Annotated in this window: 21 protein-coding genes; 16 read left to right on the top strand and 5 right to left on the bottom strand. The window is 65.0% G+C overall.

Annotation, left to right across the window (positions count from 1 at the left end; all coding sequences use genetic code 11):
- The first annotated feature begins 10 nt into the window (after positions 1 to 10).
- Positions 11 to 2,080, top strand: coding sequence for a prolyl oligopeptidase family serine peptidase (locus ACVW16_RS19565; protein WP_456736614.1), 2,070 nt, complete (start codon positions 11 to 13; stop codon positions 2,078 to 2,080).
- Positions 2,081 to 2,085: 5 nt separating this feature from the next.
- On the opposite strand, the gene ACVW16_RS19560 is transcribed toward ACVW16_RS19565, so the two are convergent.
- Positions 2,086 to 2,760 (bottom strand): DUF938 domain-containing protein, encoded by a 675-nt coding sequence (locus ACVW16_RS19560; RefSeq protein ID WP_456700777.1) that lies wholly within the window; start codon positions 2,758 to 2,760, stop codon positions 2,086 to 2,088.
- A gap of 222 nt (positions 2,761 to 2,982) precedes the next feature.
- Between ACVW16_RS19560 and soxX the strand changes: the two genes are divergently transcribed.
- The 10 genes from soxX to ACVW16_RS19510 all read left to right on the top strand — a co-directional run bounded on the left by soxX (position 2,983) and on the right by ACVW16_RS19510 (position 10,455).
- Positions 2,983 to 3,339 (top strand): sulfur oxidation c-type cytochrome SoxX, encoded by a 357-nt coding sequence (gene soxX / locus ACVW16_RS19555; RefSeq protein ID WP_456700776.1) that lies wholly within the window; start codon positions 2,983 to 2,985, stop codon positions 3,337 to 3,339.
- Positions 3,340 to 3,360: 21 nt separating this feature from the next.
- Positions 3,361 to 3,846: a thiosulfate oxidation carrier protein SoxY gene (soxY, locus tag ACVW16_RS19550; RefSeq protein WP_456736615.1), complete on the top strand. Its 486-nt coding sequence runs from the start codon at positions 3,361 to 3,363 to the stop codon at positions 3,844 to 3,846.
- 10 nt (positions 3,847 to 3,856) lie between these two features.
- Positions 3,857 to 4,168, top strand: coding sequence for a thiosulfate oxidation carrier complex protein SoxZ (gene soxZ / locus ACVW16_RS19545; RefSeq protein WP_456700774.1), 312 nt, complete (start codon positions 3,857 to 3,859; stop codon positions 4,166 to 4,168).
- A complete protein-coding gene (soxA, locus tag ACVW16_RS19540) occupies positions 4,168 to 5,031 on the top strand; it encodes a sulfur oxidation c-type cytochrome SoxA (protein WP_456700773.1) in 864 nt (287 codons plus the stop codon). Before soxZ ends, soxA begins: the two co-directional genes overlap by 1 nt.
- Positions 5,028 to 5,333, top strand: coding sequence for a hypothetical protein (locus tag ACVW16_RS19535; protein ID WP_456700772.1), 306 nt, complete (start codon positions 5,028 to 5,030; stop codon positions 5,331 to 5,333). Before soxA ends, ACVW16_RS19535 begins: the two co-directional genes overlap by 4 nt.
- Positions 5,334 to 5,379: 46 nt before the next feature.
- A complete protein-coding gene (soxB, locus tag ACVW16_RS19530; RefSeq protein ID WP_456700771.1) occupies positions 5,380 to 7,125 on the top strand; it encodes a thiosulfohydrolase SoxB in 1,746 nt (581 codons plus the stop codon).
- A 3-nt stretch (positions 7,126 to 7,128) separates the two neighbouring features.
- Positions 7,129 to 7,584 (top strand): DsrE family protein, encoded by a 456-nt coding sequence (locus tag ACVW16_RS19525; protein ID WP_456700770.1) that lies wholly within the window; start codon positions 7,129 to 7,131, stop codon positions 7,582 to 7,584.
- A 145-nt stretch (positions 7,585 to 7,729) separates the two neighbouring features.
- A complete protein-coding gene (locus tag ACVW16_RS19520; RefSeq protein ID WP_456700769.1) occupies positions 7,730 to 8,767 on the top strand; it encodes an MBL fold metallo-hydrolase in 1,038 nt (345 codons plus the stop codon).
- Positions 8,768 to 8,842: 75 nt separating this feature from the next.
- Positions 8,843 to 9,028 carry a hypothetical protein gene (locus tag ACVW16_RS19515; protein WP_456700768.1) on the top strand — a complete coding sequence of 62 codons (186 nt, stop codon included), beginning with the start codon at positions 8,843 to 8,845 and terminating at the stop codon, positions 9,026 to 9,028.
- Positions 9,029 to 9,243: 215 nt separating this feature from the next.
- Positions 9,244 to 10,455, top strand: a complete 1,212-nt coding sequence (locus ACVW16_RS19510; protein ID WP_456736617.1) for an MFS transporter — start codon at positions 9,244 to 9,246, stop codon at positions 10,453 to 10,455.
- A 70-nt stretch (positions 10,456 to 10,525) separates the two neighbouring features.
- Here ACVW16_RS19510 and ACVW16_RS19505 read toward each other — a convergent pair whose 3' ends face one another.
- On the bottom strand, positions 10,526 to 11,863 hold the full coding sequence (locus ACVW16_RS19505; RefSeq protein ID WP_456700766.1) for an MFS transporter: 1,338 nt from the start codon (positions 11,861 to 11,863) through the stop codon (positions 10,526 to 10,528).
- A 143-nt stretch (positions 11,864 to 12,006) separates the two neighbouring features.
- Here ACVW16_RS19505 and ACVW16_RS19500 point away from each other — a divergent pair, with 143 nt between their 5' ends.
- From ACVW16_RS19500 to ACVW16_RS19485, 4 genes are read left to right on the top strand one after another with little or no spacing between them, the layout of a single operon-like run.
- Positions 12,007 to 12,660: an ABC transporter ATP-binding protein gene (locus ACVW16_RS19500; RefSeq protein WP_456700765.1), complete on the top strand. Its 654-nt coding sequence runs from the start codon at positions 12,007 to 12,009 to the stop codon at positions 12,658 to 12,660.
- Positions 12,657 to 15,119 (top strand): FtsX-like permease family protein, encoded by a 2,463-nt coding sequence (locus tag ACVW16_RS19495; protein ID WP_456700764.1) that lies wholly within the window; start codon positions 12,657 to 12,659, stop codon positions 15,117 to 15,119. Before ACVW16_RS19500 ends, ACVW16_RS19495 begins: the two co-directional genes overlap by 4 nt.
- On the top strand, positions 15,109 to 16,191 hold the full coding sequence (locus ACVW16_RS19490; protein ID WP_456802390.1) for a lipocalin-like domain-containing protein: 1,083 nt from the start codon (positions 15,109 to 15,111) through the stop codon (positions 16,189 to 16,191). Before ACVW16_RS19495 ends, ACVW16_RS19490 begins: the two co-directional genes overlap by 11 nt.
- Before the next feature lie 26 nt (positions 16,192 to 16,217).
- On the top strand, positions 16,218 to 16,604 hold the full coding sequence (locus tag ACVW16_RS19485; protein ID WP_456700762.1) for an MAPEG family protein: 387 nt from the start codon (positions 16,218 to 16,220) through the stop codon (positions 16,602 to 16,604).
- Between the two features lie 65 nt (positions 16,605 to 16,669).
- On the opposite strand, the gene ACVW16_RS19480 is transcribed toward ACVW16_RS19485, so the two are convergent.
- The 3 genes from ACVW16_RS19480 to ACVW16_RS19470 all read right to left on the bottom strand — a co-directional run bounded on the left by ACVW16_RS19480 (position 16,670) and on the right by ACVW16_RS19470 (position 22,337).
- On the bottom strand, positions 16,670 to 17,872 hold the full coding sequence (locus ACVW16_RS19480; RefSeq protein ID WP_456736619.1) for an ABC transporter substrate-binding protein: 1,203 nt from the start codon (positions 17,870 to 17,872) through the stop codon (positions 16,670 to 16,672).
- An 86-nt stretch (positions 17,873 to 17,958) separates the two neighbouring features.
- Positions 17,959 to 21,123, bottom strand: coding sequence for an efflux RND transporter permease subunit (locus ACVW16_RS19475; protein ID WP_456736620.1), 3,165 nt, complete (start codon positions 21,121 to 21,123; stop codon positions 17,959 to 17,961).
- Positions 21,120 to 22,337: an efflux RND transporter periplasmic adaptor subunit gene (locus ACVW16_RS19470; protein ID WP_456700759.1), complete on the bottom strand. Its 1,218-nt coding sequence runs from the start codon at positions 22,335 to 22,337 to the stop codon at positions 21,120 to 21,122. The genes ACVW16_RS19475 and ACVW16_RS19470 overlap by 4 nt, the downstream gene beginning before the upstream one ends.
- Positions 22,338 to 22,661: 324 nt before the next feature.
- On the opposite strand from ACVW16_RS19470, the gene ACVW16_RS19465 reads away from it, so the two are divergent.
- On the top strand, positions 22,662 to 23,816 hold the full coding sequence (locus tag ACVW16_RS19465) for an iron-containing alcohol dehydrogenase (protein ID WP_456736621.1): 1,155 nt from the start codon (positions 22,662 to 22,664) through the stop codon (positions 23,814 to 23,816).
- Positions 23,817 to 23,829 lie beyond the last annotated feature (13 nt).

Below are 23,829 nucleotides of genomic sequence, written 5' to 3'. Positions count from 1 at the left end.
AGTTACGTTCATGTCCATCGACGACCGGCCTGCGCTCGATGCTCCCGACGACGACCCCTGGCTCTGGCTGGAGGAGATCGAAGGCGCCCGCGCGCTCGATTTCGTCGAACGGCAGAACCTGATGACGCTGGACACATTCGGCGGCGCGGCGTTCGCGCGTGACCGTGATATCCTCGCGGCGATCTTCGACCGTCCCGACAATATTCCCGACGTGCGGCGGCGCGGCGGCCGGCTCTACAATCTCTGGAAGGACGCTGACCATCCGCGTGGTCTGTGGCGGCGGACCACGCTGGATGATTTTCGCAAGGCCAGGCCTTCCTGGGAGATCCTGCTCGACGTCGACCAGCTCGCCGCGACGGAAGGCGAGGACTGGCTGATCAGCTGGGTATCGTCGCGGCCCGGAGCTGCGCGGGTCATCCTGAGCCTGTCGCGGGGCGGCAGCGATGCCGTGACATTGCGTGAGTTCGACACCGAGACGAAGAATTTTGTGGCGGACGGATTCTTTCTGCCGGAAGCCAAGGGCAGCGCTGAATGGGTCGATGCCGACACGCTGCTGCTGTCGAGCGCGCTTGGCGACGGCATGGCCACGACCTCGGGCTATGCAAGGACCGTGCGGCTGTGGCGCCGGGGAACCAGCGTCGAGCAGGCGCCGGTGGTGTTCGAGACGACGCCCGACCACATGCGGGTGTACAGCTATGTCGACGACACCGTGCAGCCCCAACGCATCTGGTTCATCGACCAGTCCGACTTCTTCAATTTCCGCAGCTCGATCGGCACCACATCAGGCGCGACCACCAGGCTCGATCTGCCCAGCAACGTCTGGATGCAGGTTCATGGGGACTGGCTCTCGATCAAGCCGCGGGAAACCTGGTCGGTCGCGGGGCATCGCTATGAAGCCGATGCCATGCTCGGCATTTCGCTCCCTGCATTCCTGGCTGGCAGCCGCGACTTCGCGGTGCTGTTCGAGCCGGGGCCGCGACGCGCGTTGCAGGGTTTCTCCTGGAGCGACGGCAAGCTCCTGCTTTCCATTCTCGACGAGCTGCGGCCGATCCACGAGATCTGCACGCCATCACCGAACGGCTGGTCTCGGCAGACACTGCCTGGGCTCCCCGACATCGGCGTGGTCGAGGTCTGGAGCCTCGATGCGCACCAGTCCGAGAGCAATGGCGACCTGCTCGCCAATGTGCAGGACCCGCTCACGCCGCCATCGCTGCTGTTGATCGAGCGCGGCGTCGAGAGTCCTGTTGTATTGAAGCAGGCGCCCAAGATCTTCAATGCCGACGACCTCGTGGTCACGCAACACGAGGCGATCTCCGTTGACGGCGAGCGCATTCCCTATGTGCAGACCGGACCCGCCGGCGTGTCAGGGGATGCGCCTGTTTACATGAGCGCCTATGGCGGCTTCGGGCTCGCCGTGAAGCCGCAATACAATTCCGCGCTCGGCAAGCTCTGGCTGGAGCGCGGCGGCACGACCGTACAGGCGAATCTGCGCGGCGGCGGCGAGTTCGGCACGCGCTGGCACGATGCCGGCCGTTACGCCGGCAAGAAGCTGTCGCACGACGACTTCGCGGCGGTCGCAGCCGACCTCGTCCGTCGCGGCGTGACCAGGCCGAAGCGCATCGCAGCCCAGGGCGGATCGAACGGCGGCATCCTCATCACCAACATGCTGGTGCGATACCCCGAGCGTTTCGGCGCGCTGTTCTGCACCATTCCGCTGATCGACATGCGCCGCTACACCAAGCTGCTTGCGGGCGCGAGCTGGATTGCAGAATACGGCGACCCCGACAAGCCGGAAGAGTGGGAATGGCTCAAGACCTATTCGGCCTATCACAACGCAAGGCCCGGCCAGCCCTATCCGCCGATCCTGATCGCCACCACGCGGCGCGACGACCGCGTCCATCCCGGCCACGCGCGCAAGATGGCGGCCAAGCTGCGGGCGATGGGCTATGAGGCCTGGTTCTACGAGCCTGAAGCCGGCGGCCACGGCTACGGCAAGGACAACAAGGAGCGCGCCGGTTTCCAGGTGCTCGGGTTTCAGTTTCTGAAGGAGAAGATAGGGTGGAAGGAGGGTGAGGCCTGATGGCCTCACCCGCGCGCGAACACCAGCGTCAGATTGTTCGCGGGCATCTCGATCGCATCGACGAGACGAAGACCCACGCCGCGCGCGAGTGTCTCGACATCGCCGACGTCGCGCACGCCCCAATCGGAATTGCCTTCGCGCAGCGAGGTGTCGAACACGGCGTTGCTCAGGGCCGTGTGCTTGCCGTCGCGCTTGAACGGGCCGTAGAGGAACAGCTGGCCATCGGCGCGCAGATAGCGGCCGGCGCCGGCGAACAGGCCTTCGGCCACGCTCCAGGGCGCAATATGAATGACATTGGCGCAGAACACCGCGGCAAGGTTGTTCGGCCCCTGCCCGTTCTTCATCTCCGGGCACCAGTCCGGATCGGAGAGATCGATCCGCAGCGGCGAACGGATGTTGGGCAGGCCCGAATGCAGGCGCCAGGCCTCGATGCTCTTCACGTGGCGCTGGTTGAGGTCGCTCGGCCACCAGACGAGACCCGGCGTATGGCGGGCGAAATGGACCACGTGCTGGCCGGTTCCACTGCCGACCTCGACCACGTCGCCCGTCCGCCCGGCGAGATGCTTGTCGAGCGCTGCCCAGAGCGGCCCGTGATTGCGATGGAAAGCCGGCGCATCGAGCCGGCCGTCGGATTCGACCCTGCCGCCGTCCCTGCCAAATTCAACGACATATTCAGCCAAATGGTGTCCCCGGAAATGAGAAAGCAGACCAAAACGCAACAAGGGCCAAACGCCCCGGACCTTGCCTGACAAGGCCGGCTTGATGAACGATCCTTCACTTCAGTTGCAATGCGGAAGATATTAACGCCATTTTGCGGCCTGCATAGTCTTGATTGTCAGGGCATGTCCTTTGTGCTTTTGAACATTATCTTTTCCGGACGTCATAAGCCTCGGAACGACGCCTTGACCGCCTTTCCTCACAAGCCCGCCCTGCTCCTCGCGCTGGTCGTGCTCACGGGCCTCGCCGCGCGCCCGGCGTGCGCGCAATCCACCGTCGCCGAGGGTGAGAAGCTCGCCTTCGACCGCGGCAAGGGCAATTGCCTGACCTGCCATGTCATCAAGGGCGGCGATTTGCCGGGCACGATCGGGCCCGAGCTGAAAGACCTCAAGGCCAAGTATCCCGACCGCAACGATCTGGTCGCGATCCTGATCGACGAGACCAAGCGCAACCCGCAGACCATGATGCCGCCGTTCGGTCGCAACCGGATTCTGACCGAACGGGAGATCAACGCGATCGTTGATTTCCTGCAAACGCTGTAACGGTGGGCAAGGAGACCTTTGATGACCACGACCACCGGCCCTCACGCGACGCGGCGCCTGATCCTTCAGGGCACAGCCTCGGTCGTGCTGTTCGGCCTCGGCAATCTCGCATTCGCGCCGGCGCGCGCCGCGGCCAATGACAAATACCCGGACGCCGCGTTCAAGCAAAAGAGCGAGGCCGACGCGATCAAGGCGCTCTACGGCAAGACCGCGGAGCCCTCCGACAAGGTCAAGCTCGATGCGCCCGAGATCGCCGAGAACGGCGCGGTGGTGCCGATCTCGGTGACGACGACGCTGGACAAGGTCACCTCGATCTCGTTCTTCGTCGCCGAAAACCCGAACGCGCTCGCGGCGAGCTACAGGATTCCCGACGGTACGATGCCCAGCATCGCCAATCGCCTGAAGATGGCCAAGACCACCAGCGTGGTCGCGATCGTCGAGGCCGACGGCAAGCTCTTCAGCGCGACCAGGGAAGTCAAAGTCACCGTCGGTGGCTGCGGCGGCTAGGAGAATCGAGATGGCATCCAGCATTCGCGTCCGCGCCACCGCCAACGGCGATATCACCGAGGTGCAGGCGCTGATCCAGCACCCCATGGATTCCGGCTTCGTCAAGGACGCCAGGGGCGAGCTGATCCCGCCGCATTTCATCCAGGAGCTGAAGTTCGCCTGTAACGGCAAGGAGGTCTTCGTCGCCGATTGGGGCCCGGCCGTCTCCAAGGACCCTTACGTCAAGTTCAGCTTCAAGGGCGGCAAGAAGGGCGACGACCTCAAGATCTCCTGGACCGACAACAAGGGCGGCTCCGACGAGATCACCGCGAAGATCACGTGATGAAAGCCGGCATCTCCCTCCTGCGTGGTTCGTTGGGTGCCGCGTTCGTCGCGTTTGCGCTCGCCGTTCCCCGCGTGAGCGCCGCCGACAAGGTCGATCCCGCGGCTGACGCCAAGGCGTTCCAGAACTTCTTCTTCAAGAAGTTTCCCGATGTGAAGCACGACGATTTCGTCAACGGTCCTTATTCCATGAACGAGGACATGAAGCGGCAGTGGCAGGAGAAGGAAGAATTCCCGCCTTACGAGTTCTCGCTCGACGCCGGCAAGGAGATGTTTGCGACGCCGTTCAAGAACGGCAAGACCTACGCCGACTGCTTCCCGAACGGCGGCATCGGCATTCGCCAGAACTATCCTTATTTCGACACGAAGGAAGGCAAGGTCGTCACGCTGGAGCTCGCGCTCAACCGCTGCCGCGAGGCCAATGGCGAAGCGCCCTACTCCTACGTCAAGGACGAGATGGCCTCGCTCACCGCGTACATGGCCTTCACCTCGCGCGGCAAGCCGATGGACATCAGGATCCCCGACGATCCCCGCGCGCTCGAAGCGTTCGAGAACGGCAAGCGCTATTTCTACACCCGCCGCGGCCAGCTGAATTTCTCCTGTGCGAGCTGCCATGTCCAAAGCCCGGGCGAGCGCATCCGCGCCGAGATCCTGGCGCCGGCACTCGGAATCCTGAACGCGATGCCGATCTATCGCTCCGAATGGAGCGGCATGGGCACCATCAGCCGCCGCTTCATCACCTGCAACAGCCAGACCCGCGCGGTTCCGCTGGAGCCGCAGGCGGACGAATATCGCGACGTCGAATATTTCCTGTCCTACGTCGCCAACGGCCTGCCGATCTCAGGCCCGGGAGCGCGGCCATGAAGCGGTCACTTGTCTTGGCGATGTTGGTTCTCTCGAGCCTCGCGCCTTCAGCGCGCGCGGCAAATGAAGCAGACTACAAGGCTGCCTATGCCGCCGCGGAGGCAGCCTCCAAGGAGGCGTCAGGGATGCGCAACCAGTGGACCACGACCGTCTCGACGCTGGCGGCTGCCAAGAAGGCGGGCGATGGCGGCGATTTCGACGGCGCCGTGGCTGCGGCAAAAGAAGCCGAAGCGCTGGCGAAGGCGTCGATTGTCCAGGCGAGCTCCGAAAAAGAAGCCTGGAAGGCAATGGAAATCCGCTAGACTAGCGCCCAGTGGAACTGCCGAGAACCGGCGCGGAGAATGTGTGATGGCGATCCGCCGCCGCGATTTCCTGAAGAGTACAGCCGCTGTCGCCACCTCGCTCGGCCTGCCGTGGCGTGCGCACGGTGCTGAAGCCGCCAGCATCTACGACATCGAGCGCTTCGGCAACGCGCGGATCCTGCACACCACCGACACCCATGCGCAGCTCAACCCGGTCTATTTCCGCGAGCCCAGCGTCAATATCGGCGTCGGCGAGATGTCGGGACGGCCGCCGCATCTGGTCGCGCGCGCGTTCCTGGAGCGCTTCGGCATCCGGCCCGACAGTGCCGATGCCTATGCTTTCACCTCCATCGAGTTCGAGAAGTCTGCCGGCCGGTTCGGCAAGCTCGGTGGCTTCGCCCATCTGAAGACACTGATCGACCGTCTGCGCGCCGATGTCGGCGACAAGCGTGCCATGCTGGTCGACGGTGGCGACCTCTGGCAGGGCACGGGGCTTGCCAACATCATGCAGGGCCGCGACATGGTGGAGGTCGCCAATCTGCTCGGCATCGAGGCCATGACCGGGCATTGGGAATTCACCTATGGCGAGCAGGCGCTGCGCGACAATCTCGAGCACTTCAAGGGCGAGTTCCTCGCGCAGAACGTCTTCCTGACCGAGGAAGCCGCGTTCAACGACGCCCCCGCCTTCGACAAGGCTAGCGGGCGCGTGTTCAAGCCGTCGATCATCAAAGAGCTCAGTGGCCATCGCGTCGCGGTGATCGGCCAGGCTTTCCCTTACGTGCCGATCGCGCATCCCAAGCGGTTCACGCCGGACTGGACCTTCGGCATCCGCGAGGAGGAGCTGCAGAAGCATGTCGACGCGTTGCGCGGCACCGACAAGGTCGACGCGGTGATCCTGCTGTCGCACAACGGCATGGACGTCGACCTCAAGCTTGCAACCCGCGTCACCGGCATCGACGTCATTCTCGGCGGCCACACCCATGACGCCGTGCCGCAGCCCGTCCCGATGAAGAACGCCGGCGGCACGACGCTCGTCACCAATGCCGGCTCGAACGGAAAATTCCTGGGTGTGCTCGATCTCGCACTCGACAAGGGCAAGGTCAGCGACGTCAGATATCATCTGCTGCCTGTCTATTCCGAGCTGCTGAAGCCCGATCCCGCCATGGCCGAGTTGATCGGAAAGCTGCGCGCGCCAGTTGTGACCGACTGGTCCGAGAAGATCGCAACGCCCGACCGCCTGCTCTATCGCCGCGACAATTTCGCCGGCCCTGTCGACGAGTTGATCTGCACTGCGTTGCGCACTGAGCTCAACGCCGAGATCGCCCTGTCGCCGGGCTTCCGCTGGGGCCTCACCGCCTTGTCCGGCCAGCCCATCACCATGGAAGATGTGCTCGCGGAAACCGCGATCACCTATCCCGACACTTACGTGCAGGAGATGACCGGCGCGCAAATCAAGGATGTGCTGGAAGACGTCTGCGACAATCTCTTTAATACCGATCCCTATCATCAGCAGGGCGGCGACATGGTCCGCGCGGGCGGACTGAGCTACACCTGCGCGCCTGCGAACAGCATGGGCAGCCGCATCTCCGAACTCAAGCTCGACAACGGCAGGGCGATCTCGGCAAGCCGTCACTACAAGGTCGCGGGCTGGGCCTCGGTGAACGGCCAGCAGGGCGCGCCGGTGTGGGACGTCGTCGGCAGATATCTGCGATCGGGCCGGATGTTTCAGGAGCGCCTCGGCGCCGGCGTCACGCTGAAGGGTGTGGACGGCAACCCGGGCATTGCAGGATAGGATATGCGCTCGCAAGTCTTTCGCACGATGCTGCTGGCGCTGCTCGCCTGGGCGGCGGCGCCTCTCGCGTTCGCGCAGCAGGCGGCGCTCCAGGACAAACCGTTCGCCGAGCACAAGATCGTGCTGCAGCTCTCCGACGGCGATGCCAGGAAGCAGGCGCTGGTGCTCAGCGTCGCCAACAATCTCCTGAAGGCCTATGACCCCGACAAGATCGCGGTGGAGGTCGTCGCCTTCGGTCCCGGCATCGATCTGCTGCTGTCGGGCAACGAGCGTCGCAAGCAGGTCGAAAGCCTGATCGCACAGGGCGTGCGCTTCGACATCTGCCTCAACACAGTGGATACGGTCGAGCGCGAGACGGGAAAAAGGCCTGAGTTCATTCCGGGGGCGACACCGGTGCAGGTCGGCGTGGGGCAGATCCTGTTTCTGGCGGAGAACGGGTACACATTGGTCAGGCCGTAGCCCCTTCTGCCGCATCACACGCCGCCGTCGTCCCTGCGCCGCAATAAAAATTTTCTAAAATCTCTTCTCTCCGCAGTGAATTACTTCTCCTGTAGCCCTCCGACGTAGTAGAATCCTCGAAACCACTGCACGCCGGGGTTCTGCCATGATCTTCCGCCAGCTCTTCGACAGCGTTTCAGGCACCTACAGCTACATCCTTGCCAGCCGCCCCGGCGGCGAGGCGCTGATCCTCGATCCCGTGCTGGAGAAGGTCGACCGCTACTGCCAGCTGCTGCGCGAGCTCGACCTCAAGCTGGTCAAGGCCGTCGACACGCATCTGCATGCCGACCACGTCACCGGGCTAGGCGAGCTGCGCAACCGCACCCATTGCATGACGGTGATGGGCGACCAGACCAAGGCCGACGTGGTGGCGATGCGGGTCGCCGACGGCGACAAGGTGACCATCGAGGGCCTCTCGCTCGACGTGATGTATACGCCGGGCCACACCGACGATTCCTATTCCTACCTGATGGGCGACCGCGTCTTCACCGGCGACACGCTCTTGATCCGCGGCACCGGACGCACCGATTTCCAGAACGGTTCTTCGCGCGCACAATACGAGTCAATTTTCAACCGGCTGCTCAAGCTGCCTGATGAGACGATGGTGTTCCCGGCGCATGACTACAAGGGCGACACGGTCTCCACCATCGGCGAGGAGAAGCGCTACAATCCGCGGCTCCAGGTCCGCTCGGTCGACGAATATATCGAGCTGATGGCGAATTTGAAGCTGCCCAATCCGAAGATGATGGATGTGGCGGTGCCGGCCAACATGCATGTCGGCCTGCATCAGGAAGAGCTGGAGAAGGAGGGCCGTGCGCTCAGCGCGGTCGACGCGATCCGCATTCTCGGCCGGCCCGACATGCTGCTGGTGGATCTGCGCGAGACCAATGAGCGAATGAAACACGGCATGCTCGAAGGCGCCCTGCACACGCCCTATCCGAGCGTCGAGGAAAGCCTCAAGCCGGGCGGCATGCTGCGCGAGGTCGCAGCCGCCACCGGTCGCCGCGTTGTGTTCTTCTGCGCCTTTGGCGAGCGCTCGGCGATGGCTGTTGCCGCCGCCAAGGAGGCCGGGCTCAGCAATACAGCGCATATCGCCGGCGGCATCGATGCCTGGAAAAAGGCGGGCGGGCCGGTGGTGCACTGAAGGCTTGAGATAAGTCAGGAAGCGCACCTGTTTTCAGACTAGAAGCGGATGATGCATCACCGTCCGAGACCAGCCATGGCCAAGATCGGAAGCAAGATCGGAAGCAAGACCGTCGAGCCGAGCGAACCGCCGAAGACGAAGAGCGCGGCCGACAAGGCGAAGAAGCCCCAGCCGCCACCCGACACCGACGACGATTATGAAGATGGCGACATCGCCACGCCGAAGCGTGATCGCTATGGGCCTGATGACGAGCCGTTGTGAGGGGATGAGGTGTTGAGAGGGTGATCTTGCCACACGAACCGTACGTTCCCTCCCCCCTTGTGGGGGAGGGAGCGCAGTTGTGCTACGCGGCTCTATCGAGCCCTTATTGATGGCCTCGCGCCCGCCCGCGCTACCTGCCATGCGCCTGCGTTCATGGACAAATAAGCTGCCTGGTCGATATTTTGCCTTTCCCTCGGAGGCAAAACGGAACTGCAATGGTCGACGTTCTCGCCGCACCGCAACAAGGCAAGGCGGACAGCGCGCTGCGCACGCTGACCGGGATCTCGATCGCGCATTGGGTCAGCCATTTCCATCTGCTGGTCCTGCCGATGCTGTTCCCGTTCCTCAAAGATCAGCTCGGCGTCGGCTATGTCGAACTCGGCTTCGCGCTGACCGTGTCGGCGGTCGTCTCCGGTCTGACGCAGGCGCCGACCGGCTATCTCGTCGACCATTTCGGCGCGCGCAAGATCCTGCTCGGCGGACTGACGCTCGGCGGTCTCGCGCTGATCATGCTCGGCCTGCATCTCAGCTACGCATCGCTGATCGCCTGCGGCGTGCTGCTCGGTCTCGCCAACAGCGTCTATCATCCCGCCGATTACGCCATCCTCGCCGAGCATATGGACGAGGCGCGGATGGGTCGCGCCTTCTCGGTCCACACCTTTGCCGGCTATTTTGGTGGCGCCGTCGCGCCGGCGATCGTCGCGGCCCTCGTCACACTGTCCGGCGGGACAGGTGCCCTCCTTGCGTCGGGTGCGATCGGCGTGCTGGTCGCGCTGCTGCTGGTGGCGATGAGCATTCCGGATGCCGGCGCGCACAAGGCCAAGCCTGAACACGCAAACGCACCGAAACAGCCCGTCATCACGCCGGCACTGATGACGCTGACCGCACTGTTCATGCTGCTGAGCCTGTCGGTGGCCGGCATCAATAATTTCGGCGTGGTCGCGCTGATGAGCGGCTACGGCGCAACCTACTCCGCCGCCAACGTCGCGCTGACGGCGTTCCTCGGCTCAAGCGCTGTGGGCGTCCTCGCGGGCGGGTTCCTCGCCGACCATACCGAGCGCCACGGTTATGTCGCCGCTGCCTGCTTTGCTGCGAATGCCGCGATCGTGCTGCTGATCGCGGTGGTCGCGCTGCCGGGCTGGGTCTTGACCGGCACGATGGCGACCGCAGGCTTCCTCTCCGGCGTGATCGCGCCGTCGCGGGACATGCTGGTGCGCAATGCGGCGCCTCCCGGTGCCGCCGGGCGTGCCTTCGGCATCGTCTCCACCGGCTTCAATCTCGGCGGCATCGTCTCGCCGCTGCTGTTCGGCTGGATCATGGACCAGAGCGCACCGCATTGGGTGTTCGGCGCCTCCGTGATCTTCATGGTCGCGACCGTGGTGCTGTCGCCGCGCACGGAACGGAAGCCGCAGGCCAAGGCTGCGTAACCAGGAATTCAACTGTCGTCCCGGCCAAGGCGGGGACGACAGCCGCGTTTGGTCAGTTGTCAGCCAAACCTTACGTCGGCGACACCACGCCCTTCAGCCCGGCTTGCCGCGGAGCCGCGCTGCGCGTGAGGCGGGCCTTTTCGGTGTTCGGCCAGAGCAGCAGCAGGCCGACGACGCCGGAGCCTATCATCACCAGTGCATTGATGGTGTAGCCGGTCATGTAGCCGTCCAGAATGCTGCCGGCGCGTTGGATCACGCTTCCCATCACCATCGGCGCGATGATGCCCGAGAGCGTGTAGAGCGCACCGTAGATCGCGATGACCGCGCCGCGCTGCGAGGCTGGCGTGAACTCGCCGAGCATCGGCGGGCAGACGACGTAGATCGCGCCGCACAGGCCCGCGCCCACCACGAGCAGCGCGATCTGAAGACCAGCGCCCGAGGCATGCGGCATCGTCGCCAGGATCAGGCCGCCGAGGACCAGCGGTGCCGAGCCGAGCACGCCGCGCGAAATGCGCGTGCTGTAGCCCCGCGCTGTCATCACCTGCGAGATCCAGCCCGTCAAGATCACGACGGTGGCGCCGAATATCCAGGGCAGGATCGAGATGAAGCCGGCCTGCTGCTGCGAGAAGCCGAGCCCCGTGACGATGAACGCGGTGAACCAGGTGAGTCCGAGCGAGAGCGCCCAATAGGCGCCGAAAGTCGCGATCACGCAGCCGAGAAAGGTGCGCGAGGTCAGCAACTGGACGTAGGGAATCTTCGGCTCGGTGGCAGCGAGCGCCTGCGTGTCCTCGAGCGGGCCTTCCTTGCCGAAGGCCAGCCAGGCGCAGACCCAGATCAGGCCCGTCACGCCGAGCGCGCCGAAGGCGTAGTGCCAGGAGTGATTGACGATGACCCAGTTCAGCGCCGGCACGGCGAGGATGACGCCGAAGGCCGAGCCCTGCGACAGGATCGCGGTGGGCAGCGTGCGCTTTTCGTCCGGGAACCATTTGTAGATCGCGTGCGCGGCCACCGAGAATGCCGGGCCTTCGCCTGCGCCCAGCACGACGCGGCAGACCAGCAGCGTGGTGAAGGAGACGGTGCCGACCATTGGAAACTGCGCCAGTGCCCAAATCACCGCGAGGGTCAGCAGCACATATCGCGTCGGCACCTTGTTGACGACGAAGCCGACCACGATGGCCGAGATCGAGAACAGGAAGAAGAACGAGGAGCCGAGCAAGCCGAATTGCTCGGGCTCGAGCTTCAGATCGGTCATGATCGGCACGCCGGCGAGGCCGACGACGATCTTGTCGGCGAAATTCACGACCATGAAGAGAAAGAGGAGAAAAGTGACGGTCCAGGCGCCCTTCGGCGTTGCCATGGATGCCTCTGCCGTCTTAGCCGCCGCCGACGGCGTTGCCTGAGCGCTCATAGTTCTCCCCACATGTCATTTTTCGGCACTTTTTGCATGGCCGTCCTGGGAGCTAACAACGGCTTGAACGGCAACGCAACCCCGGTATTTCCGCAGCAAGTGTGCTACGCAGCATTGAGTTCATTCCGTCCGGCGCATTAATCTTGCTCAGCATCCGAAACCTCTCCAAAAGCTTCACCTCGGCCGGCGAGCTGGTCCATGTGCTGCGCGGCGTCGACCTCGATCTCAGGCCCGGCGAACGCGTCGCGCTCACGGGCGAATCCGGCAGCGGCAAGAGCACGCTGCTGCACCTGATCGCCGGGCTCGATGCCGCCGACGGTGGCGCGATCCGGCTCGGGGATTCCGAGGTCACGGGCCTCTCCGACGCCGGGCGCGCCGAGCTGCGCCGCGACAGGATCGGGCTGGTGTTCCAGCAGTTCAACCTGATCCCGAGCCTGTCGGTGGCGGACAACCTCGCCTTCCAGGCGCGCATCGCCGGCCGGCATGATGCAGCCTGGACCAGGGAGCTGGTCGAACGCCTCGGGCTGGGCGGCCTGCTCAAGCGTTATCCCGAGCAATTGTCCGGCGGCCAGCAGCAGCGCGTCGCAATCGGGCGGGCGCTGGCGACAAAACCATCGCTGCTGCTTGCGGACGAGCCGACCGGCAATCTGGATGAAGCCACCGCCGAGGACGTGCTGGCGCTGACACGCGATCTCGTCGCGCGCACCGGCTGCGGCTTCCTGATGGTGACGCACAGCCTGCATCTGGCCGGCACGCTCGACCGGCACGTCGTCCTCCATGCGGGACGAATCGCATGAGGCGCGCGCTGTGGGTGCTCGCGGTGCTGCTCAGCCATTGGCGGCGGCACAGGATGCAGTTCGCGACGCTGCTGATCGGCTTGATCGCCGCAACGGCACTGTGGAGCGGGGTGCAGGCGATCAACCAGCAGGCCCGCACCGCCTATGATCGCGCGGCCGCGACGTTTGGCGGCGTCCGCACCGCCACGCTGGTCGCGCCCAATGCGGCGACGTTCCCACAGGACTTGTTCATCAAACTCCGTCGCGCGGGCTGGCCGGTTTCGCCGGTGCTGGAAGGCCGGGTTCAGATCAATGGACGTTCGATGCGGCTGCTCGGCATCGAGCCGGTGACGCTGCCCGCCGATGTCGGCAACGCACCGCGCCTCGGTGCGGGGGATTTGAGTCGTTTCGTGGCCGCACCCGGCCAGACGCTGGTGGCGCGGGAGACGCTGGGCGATCTGCACGAGGACGAAGGCGCGATGCCATCGACCAGCGGCGGGGCAAAGTTGCCGCCGCTGCATGTGCTGCCTCAGCTCGTGCCTGATGTGCTGGTGGTTGATATCGGGGTCGCGCAGCGGCTTTTGAACAAGCCGGACCAGGTCTCACGCCTGCTGATCGGGAAGCCGAAGGGCAAGCCCGCACCGCTGCAAAGCGTCGTCGGCGATCGACTGCAGCGCGTCGAGCCGAGCGCCGAGACCGAGCTGGAGCGCCTCACCGACAGTTTCCATCTCAATCTCACCGCCTTCGGCCTGCTGTCGTTCTTCGTCGGCCTCTTCATCGTCAACTCGGCCGTCGGCCTCGCCTTCGAGCAACGGCTGCCGATGCTGCGAACCCTGCGCGCCTGCGGCGCCTCGGCGCGGCTCGTCAACAGCGTGCTGGTGCTGGAGCTGGTGGCGCTGGCGCTGGTCGCGGGGCTGATCGGACTCGTCTGCGGTTACTTCATCGCGGCTGCGCTCCTGCCTGATGTCGCAGCCTCCCTGCGCGGACTCTATGGCGCGCAGATTCCAGGGCAGCTGTCGCTTCAGCCCGAATGGTGGCTCGCCGGGATCGGCATCAGCGTGGCGGGTGCGATCGTGGCGGCCGCGACCAGCCTGATCAAGGCGGTCAGGATGCCGGTGCTCGCGACCGCGCAGCCGCGGGCCTGGCAGCAACGACAGCGCCGCTGGTTGGTGCTGCAGAGCCTCGCCGCTTGTGCCGTGTTCGCCGCCGCGCTGTTGCTGCTCCAGTACGGCCAATCGCTGATCGCTGGTTTTGGCCTGCTGGCCGCGCTGATGCTCGGTGCGGCGCTGATCCTGCCGGCCTTCCTCGAGATGCTGCTGCTCGCTGGCCAGCGTCTTGCGCGCGGACCTTTGGCGTTGTGGTTCTGGGCCGACAGCCGGCAGCAGCTCTCCGGCTTGTCGCTGGCGCTGATGGCGCTGCTGCTCGCGCTTTCAGTCAATGTCGGGGTGTCCACCATGGTGGAAACGTTCAGCCGCACCTTTGTCGGCTGGCTCGACGGCCGGCTCGCCGCCGACGTCTACATCAGCGCCGCCGACAATGCGCAAGCGATCGCGGTCCGCAACTGGCTCAAGGACCGCAGCGAGGTCCAGGCGATCCTGTCGGGCGGACGCGCGGAGACGCTGGTCGAGGGGCAGCCGGTGGAGCTGCTCGGCCTGCCCGATCACCCGCTCTATCGCGAGCGCTGGCCGCTGCTGGAAAGCGCGCCGCACGCCTGGGAGCAACTCGTGCCCGGCAATGCCGCCTTCATCAGCGAGCAGCTGAGCCGTCGCCTCAATGTCCGCGTCGGCGACGTCATCGAGGTGCCGGCGCCTGAGGGGACCTGGGAGCTCGACATTGTCGGCATCTATGCCGATTACGGCAATCCCAAGGGGCAGCTGGCGGTGAATGTCGCGGCGCTGATCCGGCAATTTCCACAGACACCGCAAACGCGGATCGGGCTGATTGTCCCGCGCGACAAGGTCCCCGGATTGATCGCGGCCTTGCAAAAGCAGTTCGCGCTCGACGACCGCGCCGTGGCCGACCAGGCCACGGTGAAGGCGGAATCGATCCGCATCTTCAACCGCACCTTTGCCGTGACGTCGGCGCTGAATGCGTTCACGCTCGGCGTCGCCGGCATCGCACTGCTGACCAGCCTCTTGACGCTCGCGAACTCACGGCTGCCGCAGCTTGCGCCGCTCTGGGCGATCGGCATGACCCGGCCACGCCTTGCGGCGATCGAGCTGACCAAGACGCTCTCGGTCGCGCTGTTCACCTCGCTGCTGGCGGTGCCGCTCGGGCTGCTGGTGGCGTGGTGCCTGATCGCGATCGTCAACGTGAAGGCGTTCGGCTGGCGGCTGCCGTTCCATGTGTTTCCGCTGCAATTGGCCGAGCTGATCGCGGTCGCGCTGGTCGCATCGTCGTTCGCCGCGCTGCTGCCCGTCTTGCGATTGGCAAGGATGCAGCCGGCGAGCCTCGTCAAGGTGTTTGCCAATGAGCGCTGACAAACTCTCGCGCCGCGCGCTTGCCGGCGGCATCGCCGCGCTGGCTTTCGCGCGCCGCGCCAGCGCGCAAGGTTATGCCGGGCTCGGCGAGACCGCCGACGGCTTTGCGATAGTCACACCCGGAAGGACGTTCACCTTCCCTGGCGATCACGGGCCGCATCCGGATTATCGCATCGAGTGGTGGTATCTGACGGCGAACCTGGTCGACAGCAATGGCGCTGCCTGCGGGCTGCAATGGACATTATTCCGCCAGGCAGAAAAGCCGGGACCACAAGCCGAAGGCTGGGCCAATCAGCAGATATGGATGGCGCATGCCGCGGTGACTCGCGCCGACACCCATCGTTTCAACGAGCTGTTTTCGCGCGGCGGCATCGGGCAGGCCGGCGTCGAGGCCAAGCCGTTCGCGGCATGGATCGACGATTGGGAGATGAAGGGGACCGAGCGTACCGACGATCGGACCTTGGCGCCGGTGACGCTGAAAGCCTCCGGCACCGACTTCGGCTATGCGCTGACGCTGGACGCCGATCGTCCCGTCGTCTTGCAGGGTGACGGCGGATACAGCCGCAAGTCGGAGCGCGGGCAGGCGTCCTACTATTACAGCCAGCCTTTCTACCGCGCGCGGGGCACGCTCACCATCGACGACGTCCAGGTCGAGGTCTCAGGCCAGGCCTGGATGGACCGCGAATGGAGCAGCCAGCCGCTCGACGCCGACCAGACCGGCTGGGACTGGCTGTCGCTGCATCTGGCGTCGGGCGACAAGCTGATGCTGTACCGGCTGCGCCAGAAAGACGGGCACGATTATCCGTTCGGCAACTGGATCAGCGCCTCAGGCAGCACGCAGATGATTGCGGGCAGCGACATCCGGATGACCCCGAAAGCGACGGCCGAGGTCGCCGGCCGCAAGCTGCCGCTGGAGTGGCAGATCGCGATCCCCTCGCGATCCCTCTCGATCACCTGCAAGCCGCTCAATCCCGGGGCGTGGATGGGGACCGGCTTTTCCTATTGGGAGGGACCGATCAGCTTCGCCGGCACGCATGATGGCGTTGGCTATCTCGAGCTGACCGGGTATTGAAGCGCGGTCTTTCTGGGGAACGCGCGATGTACCATTTCACCGCCCTCGTCACGCTGCTGGCGCTTGCATTTTATTTCTTCACCTGCATCAACGTCTCGCGGTCGCGGGCCCGGACCGGCATCAAGGTGCCGGCGATGTCGGGCCATCCCGACTTCGAGCGCGCCTTCCGCATTCAGATGAACACGCTGGAATGGATGCCGATCTTCCTGCCGTCGCTGTGGCTGTTCGCGATCTATATCGGCGATGCCATCGCGGCCGGCATCGGCGCGGTCTGGATCATCGGCCGCATCGTCTATTTCGTCGGCTACTCGCGGGCCGCCGCCAAGCGCGGTCCGGGCTTTGCGATCCAGGCCATCGCTGCCATTGCGCTGTGGGCGGGAGCGTTGGGTGCGGTGGTGCACCGGCTGGTGTGAGGATTGCCTCATAAACAAAATGCCGCGCGTGAGCGCGGCATTCGCATTGAGGAATGACGAGACCGTCACTTCGTCAGCGGGCACCCGCTGTCCTTGGCGCTCGAGAAGGCCTGGTCGCCGGGAACGACGGCGAGCTGCTTGTAGTAGTCCCACGGCTTCTTCGATTCCGAGGGCTTCTTGACCTCGAACAGATACATGTCATGGACCATGCGGCCGTTCTCGAGCACCTTGCCCTTGGCGAAGGCGTCGTCGACCGGCAGCTCCTTGAGCTTCCTGGCCACTGCCTCGGAGTCCTTGGTGCCCGCGGCCTTCACGGCCTTCAGATAGCTCAGCGTCGCCGAATAGGTGCCGGCGTGGATCATGCTCGGCATCCGCCCGGTGCGCTTGAAGAAGCGCTCGGAGAAGGCCCGCGTCGTGTCGTTTTGATCCCAATAGAAGCCTTCGGTCAGGACCAGGCCCTGCGCCGCCTGGAGCCCCAGACCGTTTACCTCGGCAAGCGTCATCAAGAGGCCGGCGAGTTTCTGGCCACCCTGCACGATGCCGAATTCGGCCGCCTGCTTGATCGAGTTGGTGGTGTCCTGGCCGGCATTGGCGAGGCCGACGATCTTCGCCTTGGAGCTCTGCGCCTGCAGCAGGAAGGAGGAGAAGTCCGACGAGTTGAGCGGCACGCGGACCGAGCCCAGCACCTTGCCGCCGCTGGCCGTGACGATCTCGCTGGTGTCCTTTTCCAGCGCGTAGCCGAACGCGTAATCGGCGGTGAGGAAGAACCAGGTATCACCACCGGTCTTGGTCAACGCACCGCCGGTGCCGACTGCGAGTGCATGGGTGTCGAAAGCCCAGTGGAAGCCGTAGGGCACGCAGGCACTGCCGGTGATGGCCGACGTCGCCGCGCCGACGACGATGTCGATCTTCTTCTTTTCCTTCGACAGCTCCTGCACGGCGAGCGCGACCGACGAGGTGGTCAGCTCCGTGATCATGTCGACATTCTCGGCGTCATACCAGCGCCGCGCAATGGAGGTGGCCAAATCCGGCTTGTTCTGGTGATCGGCGGTCACCATCTCGATCTTGTGGCCGAGCACCTCGCCGCCAAAATCCTCGATCGCCATCTTCGCGGCTTCGACGGAGTATTTGCCGCCATAGTCGGCGTAGACGCCGGACTGATCGTTGAGGATGCCGATCTTGACGGCTTGTCCCGTTCCTTGCGCGGAGGCGGGCGCGGCCAGCAGCAAAGCCGACGCAGCGACAGCGGCCAAAAGGACTGATTTCATCTGTTATCTCCCAGCATTGTTCTGTTTTGAAATCGCGCGGAGTGTAGTGAAGACGACGGCCCGTGCCCATGGGTATCGCGAATACCTCAAGATGACGAGATCGCCCCCTTCTCGTTGCGCCCGTCCGCCAGGTTCCGCACCACCACATAGAAGATCGGGGTGAACAGGAGGCCGAACAGCGTGACGCCGATCATGCCGAAGAAGACGGCGACGCCGACGGCCTGACGCATCTCGGAGCCGGAGCCGGACGAGATCACCAGCGGCAGCACGCCGAGGATGAAGGCGAAGGACGTCATCAGGATCGGCCGCAACCGCAGCCGGCAGGCTTCGATCACGGCCTCCAGCCGCGGTTTGCCTTCCTTCTCGATATCGCGTGCGAACTCGACAATCAGGATGGCGTTTTTTGCCGCCAGGCCCACCAGCACGACGAAGCCGATCTGGGTGAGGATGTTGACGTCCTGGCCCATGATGCGGACGCCGATGGTGGCGGCGAGCAGGCACATCGGCACGATCAGGATCACCGCGAACGGCAGGGTCCAGCTGCCATATTGCGCGGCGAGCACGAGATAGACGAACAGCACGCAGATCGGGAACACGTAGAGGCCGGCATTGCCGCCGGTGATCTGCTGATAGGACAGGTCCGTCCACTCGAAGGAGAAGCCGCTCGGCAAGGTCTCGTCGGCGAGCTTCTTGATGGTGTTGAGCGCGGTGGTCGAGCTCACGCCCGGCGCCGGCTCGCCCTGCAATTCGGACGCCGCATAGAGATTGTAGCGCGCGACGCGGTCGGGGCCCGAGACATCCCTGAAGTCGACCACGCTGCCGAGCATCACCATGTCGCCCGAGGCATTGCGCGTGCGCAGCCGCGCGAGATCGGCAGGCTCTTTGCGGAACGGGAAATCCGCCTGAGCGGTGACGTGATAGGTTCGGCCGAACAGGTTGAAGTCGTTGACATAGGTCGATCCGAAATAGGTCTGGATCGTGTCGTTGATGTTCGCAATCGGCACTCCGAGCTTTTGCGCCTTGGTACGATCGATGTCGACGAACAGCTGCGGCGTACTGGCCGAGAACGGCGAGAACACCGTGGGCCCGAGGAGCGCCGGGGATTTGCGCGCGGCGGCGACGAGCTCGTCGGTTGCAGACGCCAGCAGCTCGGGCCCGCGGCCCTGCCGATCCTGGATGCGGATGGCGAAGCCGCCGCCGGTGCCGATGCCGGGCACGGCCGGCGGCGGGATCACGATGATGAAGGCGCCCTGGATCGCGGCGAGGCGCTTGCGCAGCTCCGCCGTGATGGCATTCGCCGTCAGTCCCTTCTTGATACGCGCCTCGGGTTCATCGAACACCGGAAACAGCGCGGCGGCATTGCCCGCCTGCGTGCGCGTGGCGCCGGAGAAGCCGGCGAATGCGGCGACACGGATGATACCCGGCGTATCCAGCGAGATCCGCTCGATCTCACGCACGATCTCGGTGGTCCGCGCCAGCGACGCCGCCCCCGGCAATTGCACCGAGATGATGACGTAGCCGCGGTCCTGCGCGGGGATGAAGCCCTGCGACGTCGTCCCGATCAGCCAGCCTGCGCTGCCGATCAACACGACATAGATCAGCAGCATCACCACCGCGTGCCGGATCACGAAATTGGCGACGCCGGCATAGCCGTGCGCCAATCGGTCGAACACGCGGTTGAAGGCGGCGGTGAAGGTACCCCAGGCGCGTGCGACCAGATTCCAGGCGGCTGGCGGCCGTTTCTCCTCGTGCGGGACGAGTATCTGCGAGGCCAGCGCCGGCGACAGCGTCAGGGAGCAGAAACAGGAGATCGCAGTCGCAACCGCAATGGTGACGGCAAATTGCTGGAAGAACTGCCCGGAGATGCCGCCGAGGAACGCCGTCGGCACGAACACCGCGCACAGCACGAGCGCGATCGAGACCAGCGCGCCGCCGACCTCTTCCATGGTCTTCAACGCCGCGTCGCGCCGGCTGAGGCCGTGCTCGAGATGCCGCTCGACATTCTCGACCACGACGATGGCGTCGTCGACGACGATGCCGACCGCGAGCACGAGGCCGAACAGCGTGAGGTTGTTGATGGAAAAGCCCAGTGCAGCCATCACCGCGAAGGTGCCGACCAGCGAGACCGGGATCGCGATGATGGGGATGATCGCAGGCCGCCAGCCCTGCAAGAACACCAGCACGACGACGACCACGAGCAGCATCGCCTCGTAGATGGTCTTGATCAGCTCGTGGACCGACTGTGCGATGAACTCGGTCGGGTTGTAGCCGATGTTGTAGTCGAGGCCCTTCGGGAAGCTCGTCTTGAGCTTCTCCATCGTGTCCGAGATGCTCTTTGCCGTCGCGAGCGCGTTCGACCCCGGCCGCTGCGTCACCAGCATGGCGACTGCGGATTTGCGCAGCAGGAAGCTGTTGGTGGAATAAGCGAGCGCGCCGAGCTCGATGCGGGCGACGTCGCGCAAACGCACGGTGCGGCCGTCGGAGCCGGCCTTGATCAGGATGTCCTCGAACTGTTTCTTGTCTTTCAACCTCCCCGTAAAGACGAGGTTGGGCTGGAAGGCGCGGTCGGCGATCGGCGGCTCGGCGATCTGGCCGCCGGCGATTTGCACGTTCTGGGCACGGATCGCGGCCAGCACCTCGGTCGAGGTCAGGCCGAGATTGGCGATGCGGTCAGGATCGAGCCACAGCCGCATCGAATAGTCGCGCGCGCCGAAGATCTGGATGTCGCCGACGCCGTCGATGCGCAGCAGCTGGTCGCGGACCTGCAGCAGCGCGTAGTTGGATATATAGAGTTGGTCGAACGTGTCGTCCGGCGACAACATGAACACGACCATCAGGATGTCGGGCGAGTTCTTGCGGGTGACGACGCCGTTGCGCTGGACCTCGTCCGGCAGCTGCGGCTGTGCGATCGCAACGCGGTTCTGCACCAGCACCTGGGCCTTATCCAGGTCGGTGCCGAGCTTGAAGGTGACGGTGATCGTGAGCTGGCCGTTCGAGGTCGCCTGGCTGTAGAGATACAGCATGTCCTCGACGCCGTTGATCTGCTGCTCGATCGGAGCGGCGACGGTGTCGGACACGGTTTGCGCCGAGGCGCCCGGATATTGCGTGGTGACGACGACGGTTGGAGGCACCACTTGCGGATATTCGGAGATCGGCAGCGTCGAGTAAGCGAGCGTACCGACGATCAGCAGCACGATCGACAGCACCATCGCGAGGATGGGCTGGTTGATGGACAGACGACCAAGATTCATGACTTGTCACCAGCCTTGCCACCGGCCGGCGCTGGCGCGGGAGACGGGGCGACCTTGGCGCCGACGCGGGCCCGCTGGATGCCGTTGACGATGACGCGGTCCTCGGCCTTCAGCCCTTCGCGGATCACGCGGAGGCCCTCGTCGAGCGGCCCCAGCACCACGGGCCGCGCCTCGACGGTGTCATCAGGCTTCACCACGAACACGATCTTGCGCGACTGGTCGGTCGCGACCGCGGCATCCGGGATCAAGAGCGCCTCGTAAGGTGCGCTGCCGATCAGGCGGACGCGGCCAAACTGGCCGGGCAGGATCGACAGATCGGTGTTCTTGACGACGGCGCGGCTCCGCAGCGTTCCCGTGGAGACATCGAGGCGGTTGTCGAGGAAGTTGATGGAGCCGTCATGCGACGGCTTCGTTTCGCCGGCGAGCGTGACCTGCACAGGGTTCGCTGTGTCGCGCGAGCTTGGGCGCTTACCCTCGAACCACAGCTTGCTGTATTTGATGAAGGTCGTCTCATCCATGTCGAAATAGATGTAGATCGGATCCATCGTCACGATCGAGGTCAGCAAGGTGGAGGAGCCGGCGTCGCTGCCCTGCACGAGATTGCCCGGACTGACGAGATGGCGGCTGACACGGCCGGTGATCGGCGCGGTCACATGGGTGAACTCGATGTTGAGCTTGGCGGCCTTCAGTGCACCCTCGGCCTGGGTCTCGGCGGCGTGCGCGGCCTGCAAAGCCTGGCGGCGTTGGTCGACGGCCTGCTCGGAGACCGCGCTGGTCTGCACCAGGTTCAAGCCGCGATCGAGCTCCCGCTTGGCGAGCTCCACCTTGGCGCGGGCGTCGGAGAGCTGGCCGTCCGCCTGCTCGGCCACGGCCTCGAACGGGCGGGGATCGATCACATAGAGCAGATCGCCCTGATGCACGATCGCGCCGTCCTGGAATTCGACGGAGTTGACGAAGCCACCGACGCGGGGGCGCACCTGCACCTCCTCGACCGCCTCGAAGCGGCCGGTGTACTCGTCCCAATCGGTGACGGTGCGCTTGACCGGCTGGGCGACGGTAACAGGCGGAGGCGGCGGCGCGGCCGCTTGCGAGGCCGGCTGGCCGCAGCCGCTGAGCGCGAAGGCGGCGGCGAGGAGGCAAGCTACCGCGGGGTGCCTCGGTTGAACGAAATCGTGCTGTTTGACAAGTCGCTCGCTTCCGTCCGGTCCGGTCATCCGAAGTCCTCGCCTCAAAAGCCGCGGAAAAGGCAGGGTACGCCTTTACCCGCGGGCGTTCCAACATGGTTGGAGTTGATGAACTCTTCAAGACCAAAGGATGCGCAGGGACTGGAACGGTGCCCTGGCCGGATGGCGGGTTGACACGAAGAGAGGGGCGACGGCGGCGATCGGTCAACGTTAGGTTGGCAATGGCGCAGCGGCATTCACGACCGTCCCCTGGAGGGGGTAAGAAGGAGCCAGCGTCTTCGCACATGACGGGCGGCGGGTGCTCAGCTAGATTAGTCCTTACAAAACGAGACGAATTGTCCGGGGAGGACAGGCGTGCATCAGGGACGTGTCGTCTACGGTGCGATCGAGGAGGTCGTGTTCGGCCATCCGGCGGCTGACGCGATCGTCGCGCAAATGGACCGGCTGGGAACACGGCGTGCCTTCCTGATGGTCTCGGGCACCCTGAACCGCGAGACCGACGAAATCGCAAAGATCGTCCAGGCACTCGGGCCGCGCTGCGCCGGGCTGTTCGATGCGATGCCGCCCCACACCCCGCGCGAAGCGGTGATCGCCGCCACCAATGCCGCGCGCGGGGCGGGCGCCGATCTGATCGTGACCGTGGGCGGCGGCTCGATCACCGACGGCGCCAAGGCGGTGCAGCTCTGCCTTGCCAATGGCATCGACACGATCGAAGGCATCGACCGCATCCGCGTGCACAGGGGCGTCACACCAGAGATGACAGCGCCGAATGTGCGTCAGATCAGCGTGCCGACCACGATCGCCGGCGGCGAGTTCTCATCGATCGCTGGCGTGACCGACGGCAGAACGCATGTGAAGCAGATGCTGCGGCATCCGCTCACGGTGCCGCGCGCCACCATCCTCGATCCTGCCATCACAATGCACACGCCGGAATGGCTGTTTCTGTCCACCGGCATCCGCGCCGTCGATCATTGCGTCGAGGCGATCTGCTCGCACGAGACCCACCCTTATGCCGACGCGCAATCGGTGAAAGGGCTCGCGATGCTCGCGGACGCGCTGCCGCGGGTGAAGGCCGACCCCACCGATCTCGACGCGCGCATGGATGCCCAGATCGGCACCTGGCTGTCCATGGGCGCGCTCGCGGCCGGCGTGCCGATGGGGGCGAGCCACGGCATCGGCTATGTGCTCGGTGCCGCCTTCGGCGTGCCGCACGGCTACACCTCCTGCATCATGCTGCCGGCGGTGATGCGCTGGAATGCCAGCGCCAACGCCGAGCGCCAGATGATCGCCGCCGCCGCGATGGGTTTCCCCGGGCACAATGCCGCCGACGTGCTCGATGCCTTCATCCGCTCGCTCGGCATGCCGCGCAGGCTCGCCGAAATGCGCGTCTCTCCGGAGCATTTCGACGTCATCGCGGAACAGGCGATGCGCACGAACTGGATCCCGCACAATCCGCGCAAGATCGAGAGCCCGGCCGAGGTGCGTGAAATCCTCGATCTCGCCGCATGATGTCAAACCCGGA

The organism is Bradyrhizobium sp. USDA 4474, assembly GCF_054057515.1.
The sequence above is the reverse complement of the archived record's forward strand: the minus strand, read 5'-3'. Positions and strand labels throughout refer to the sequence as shown.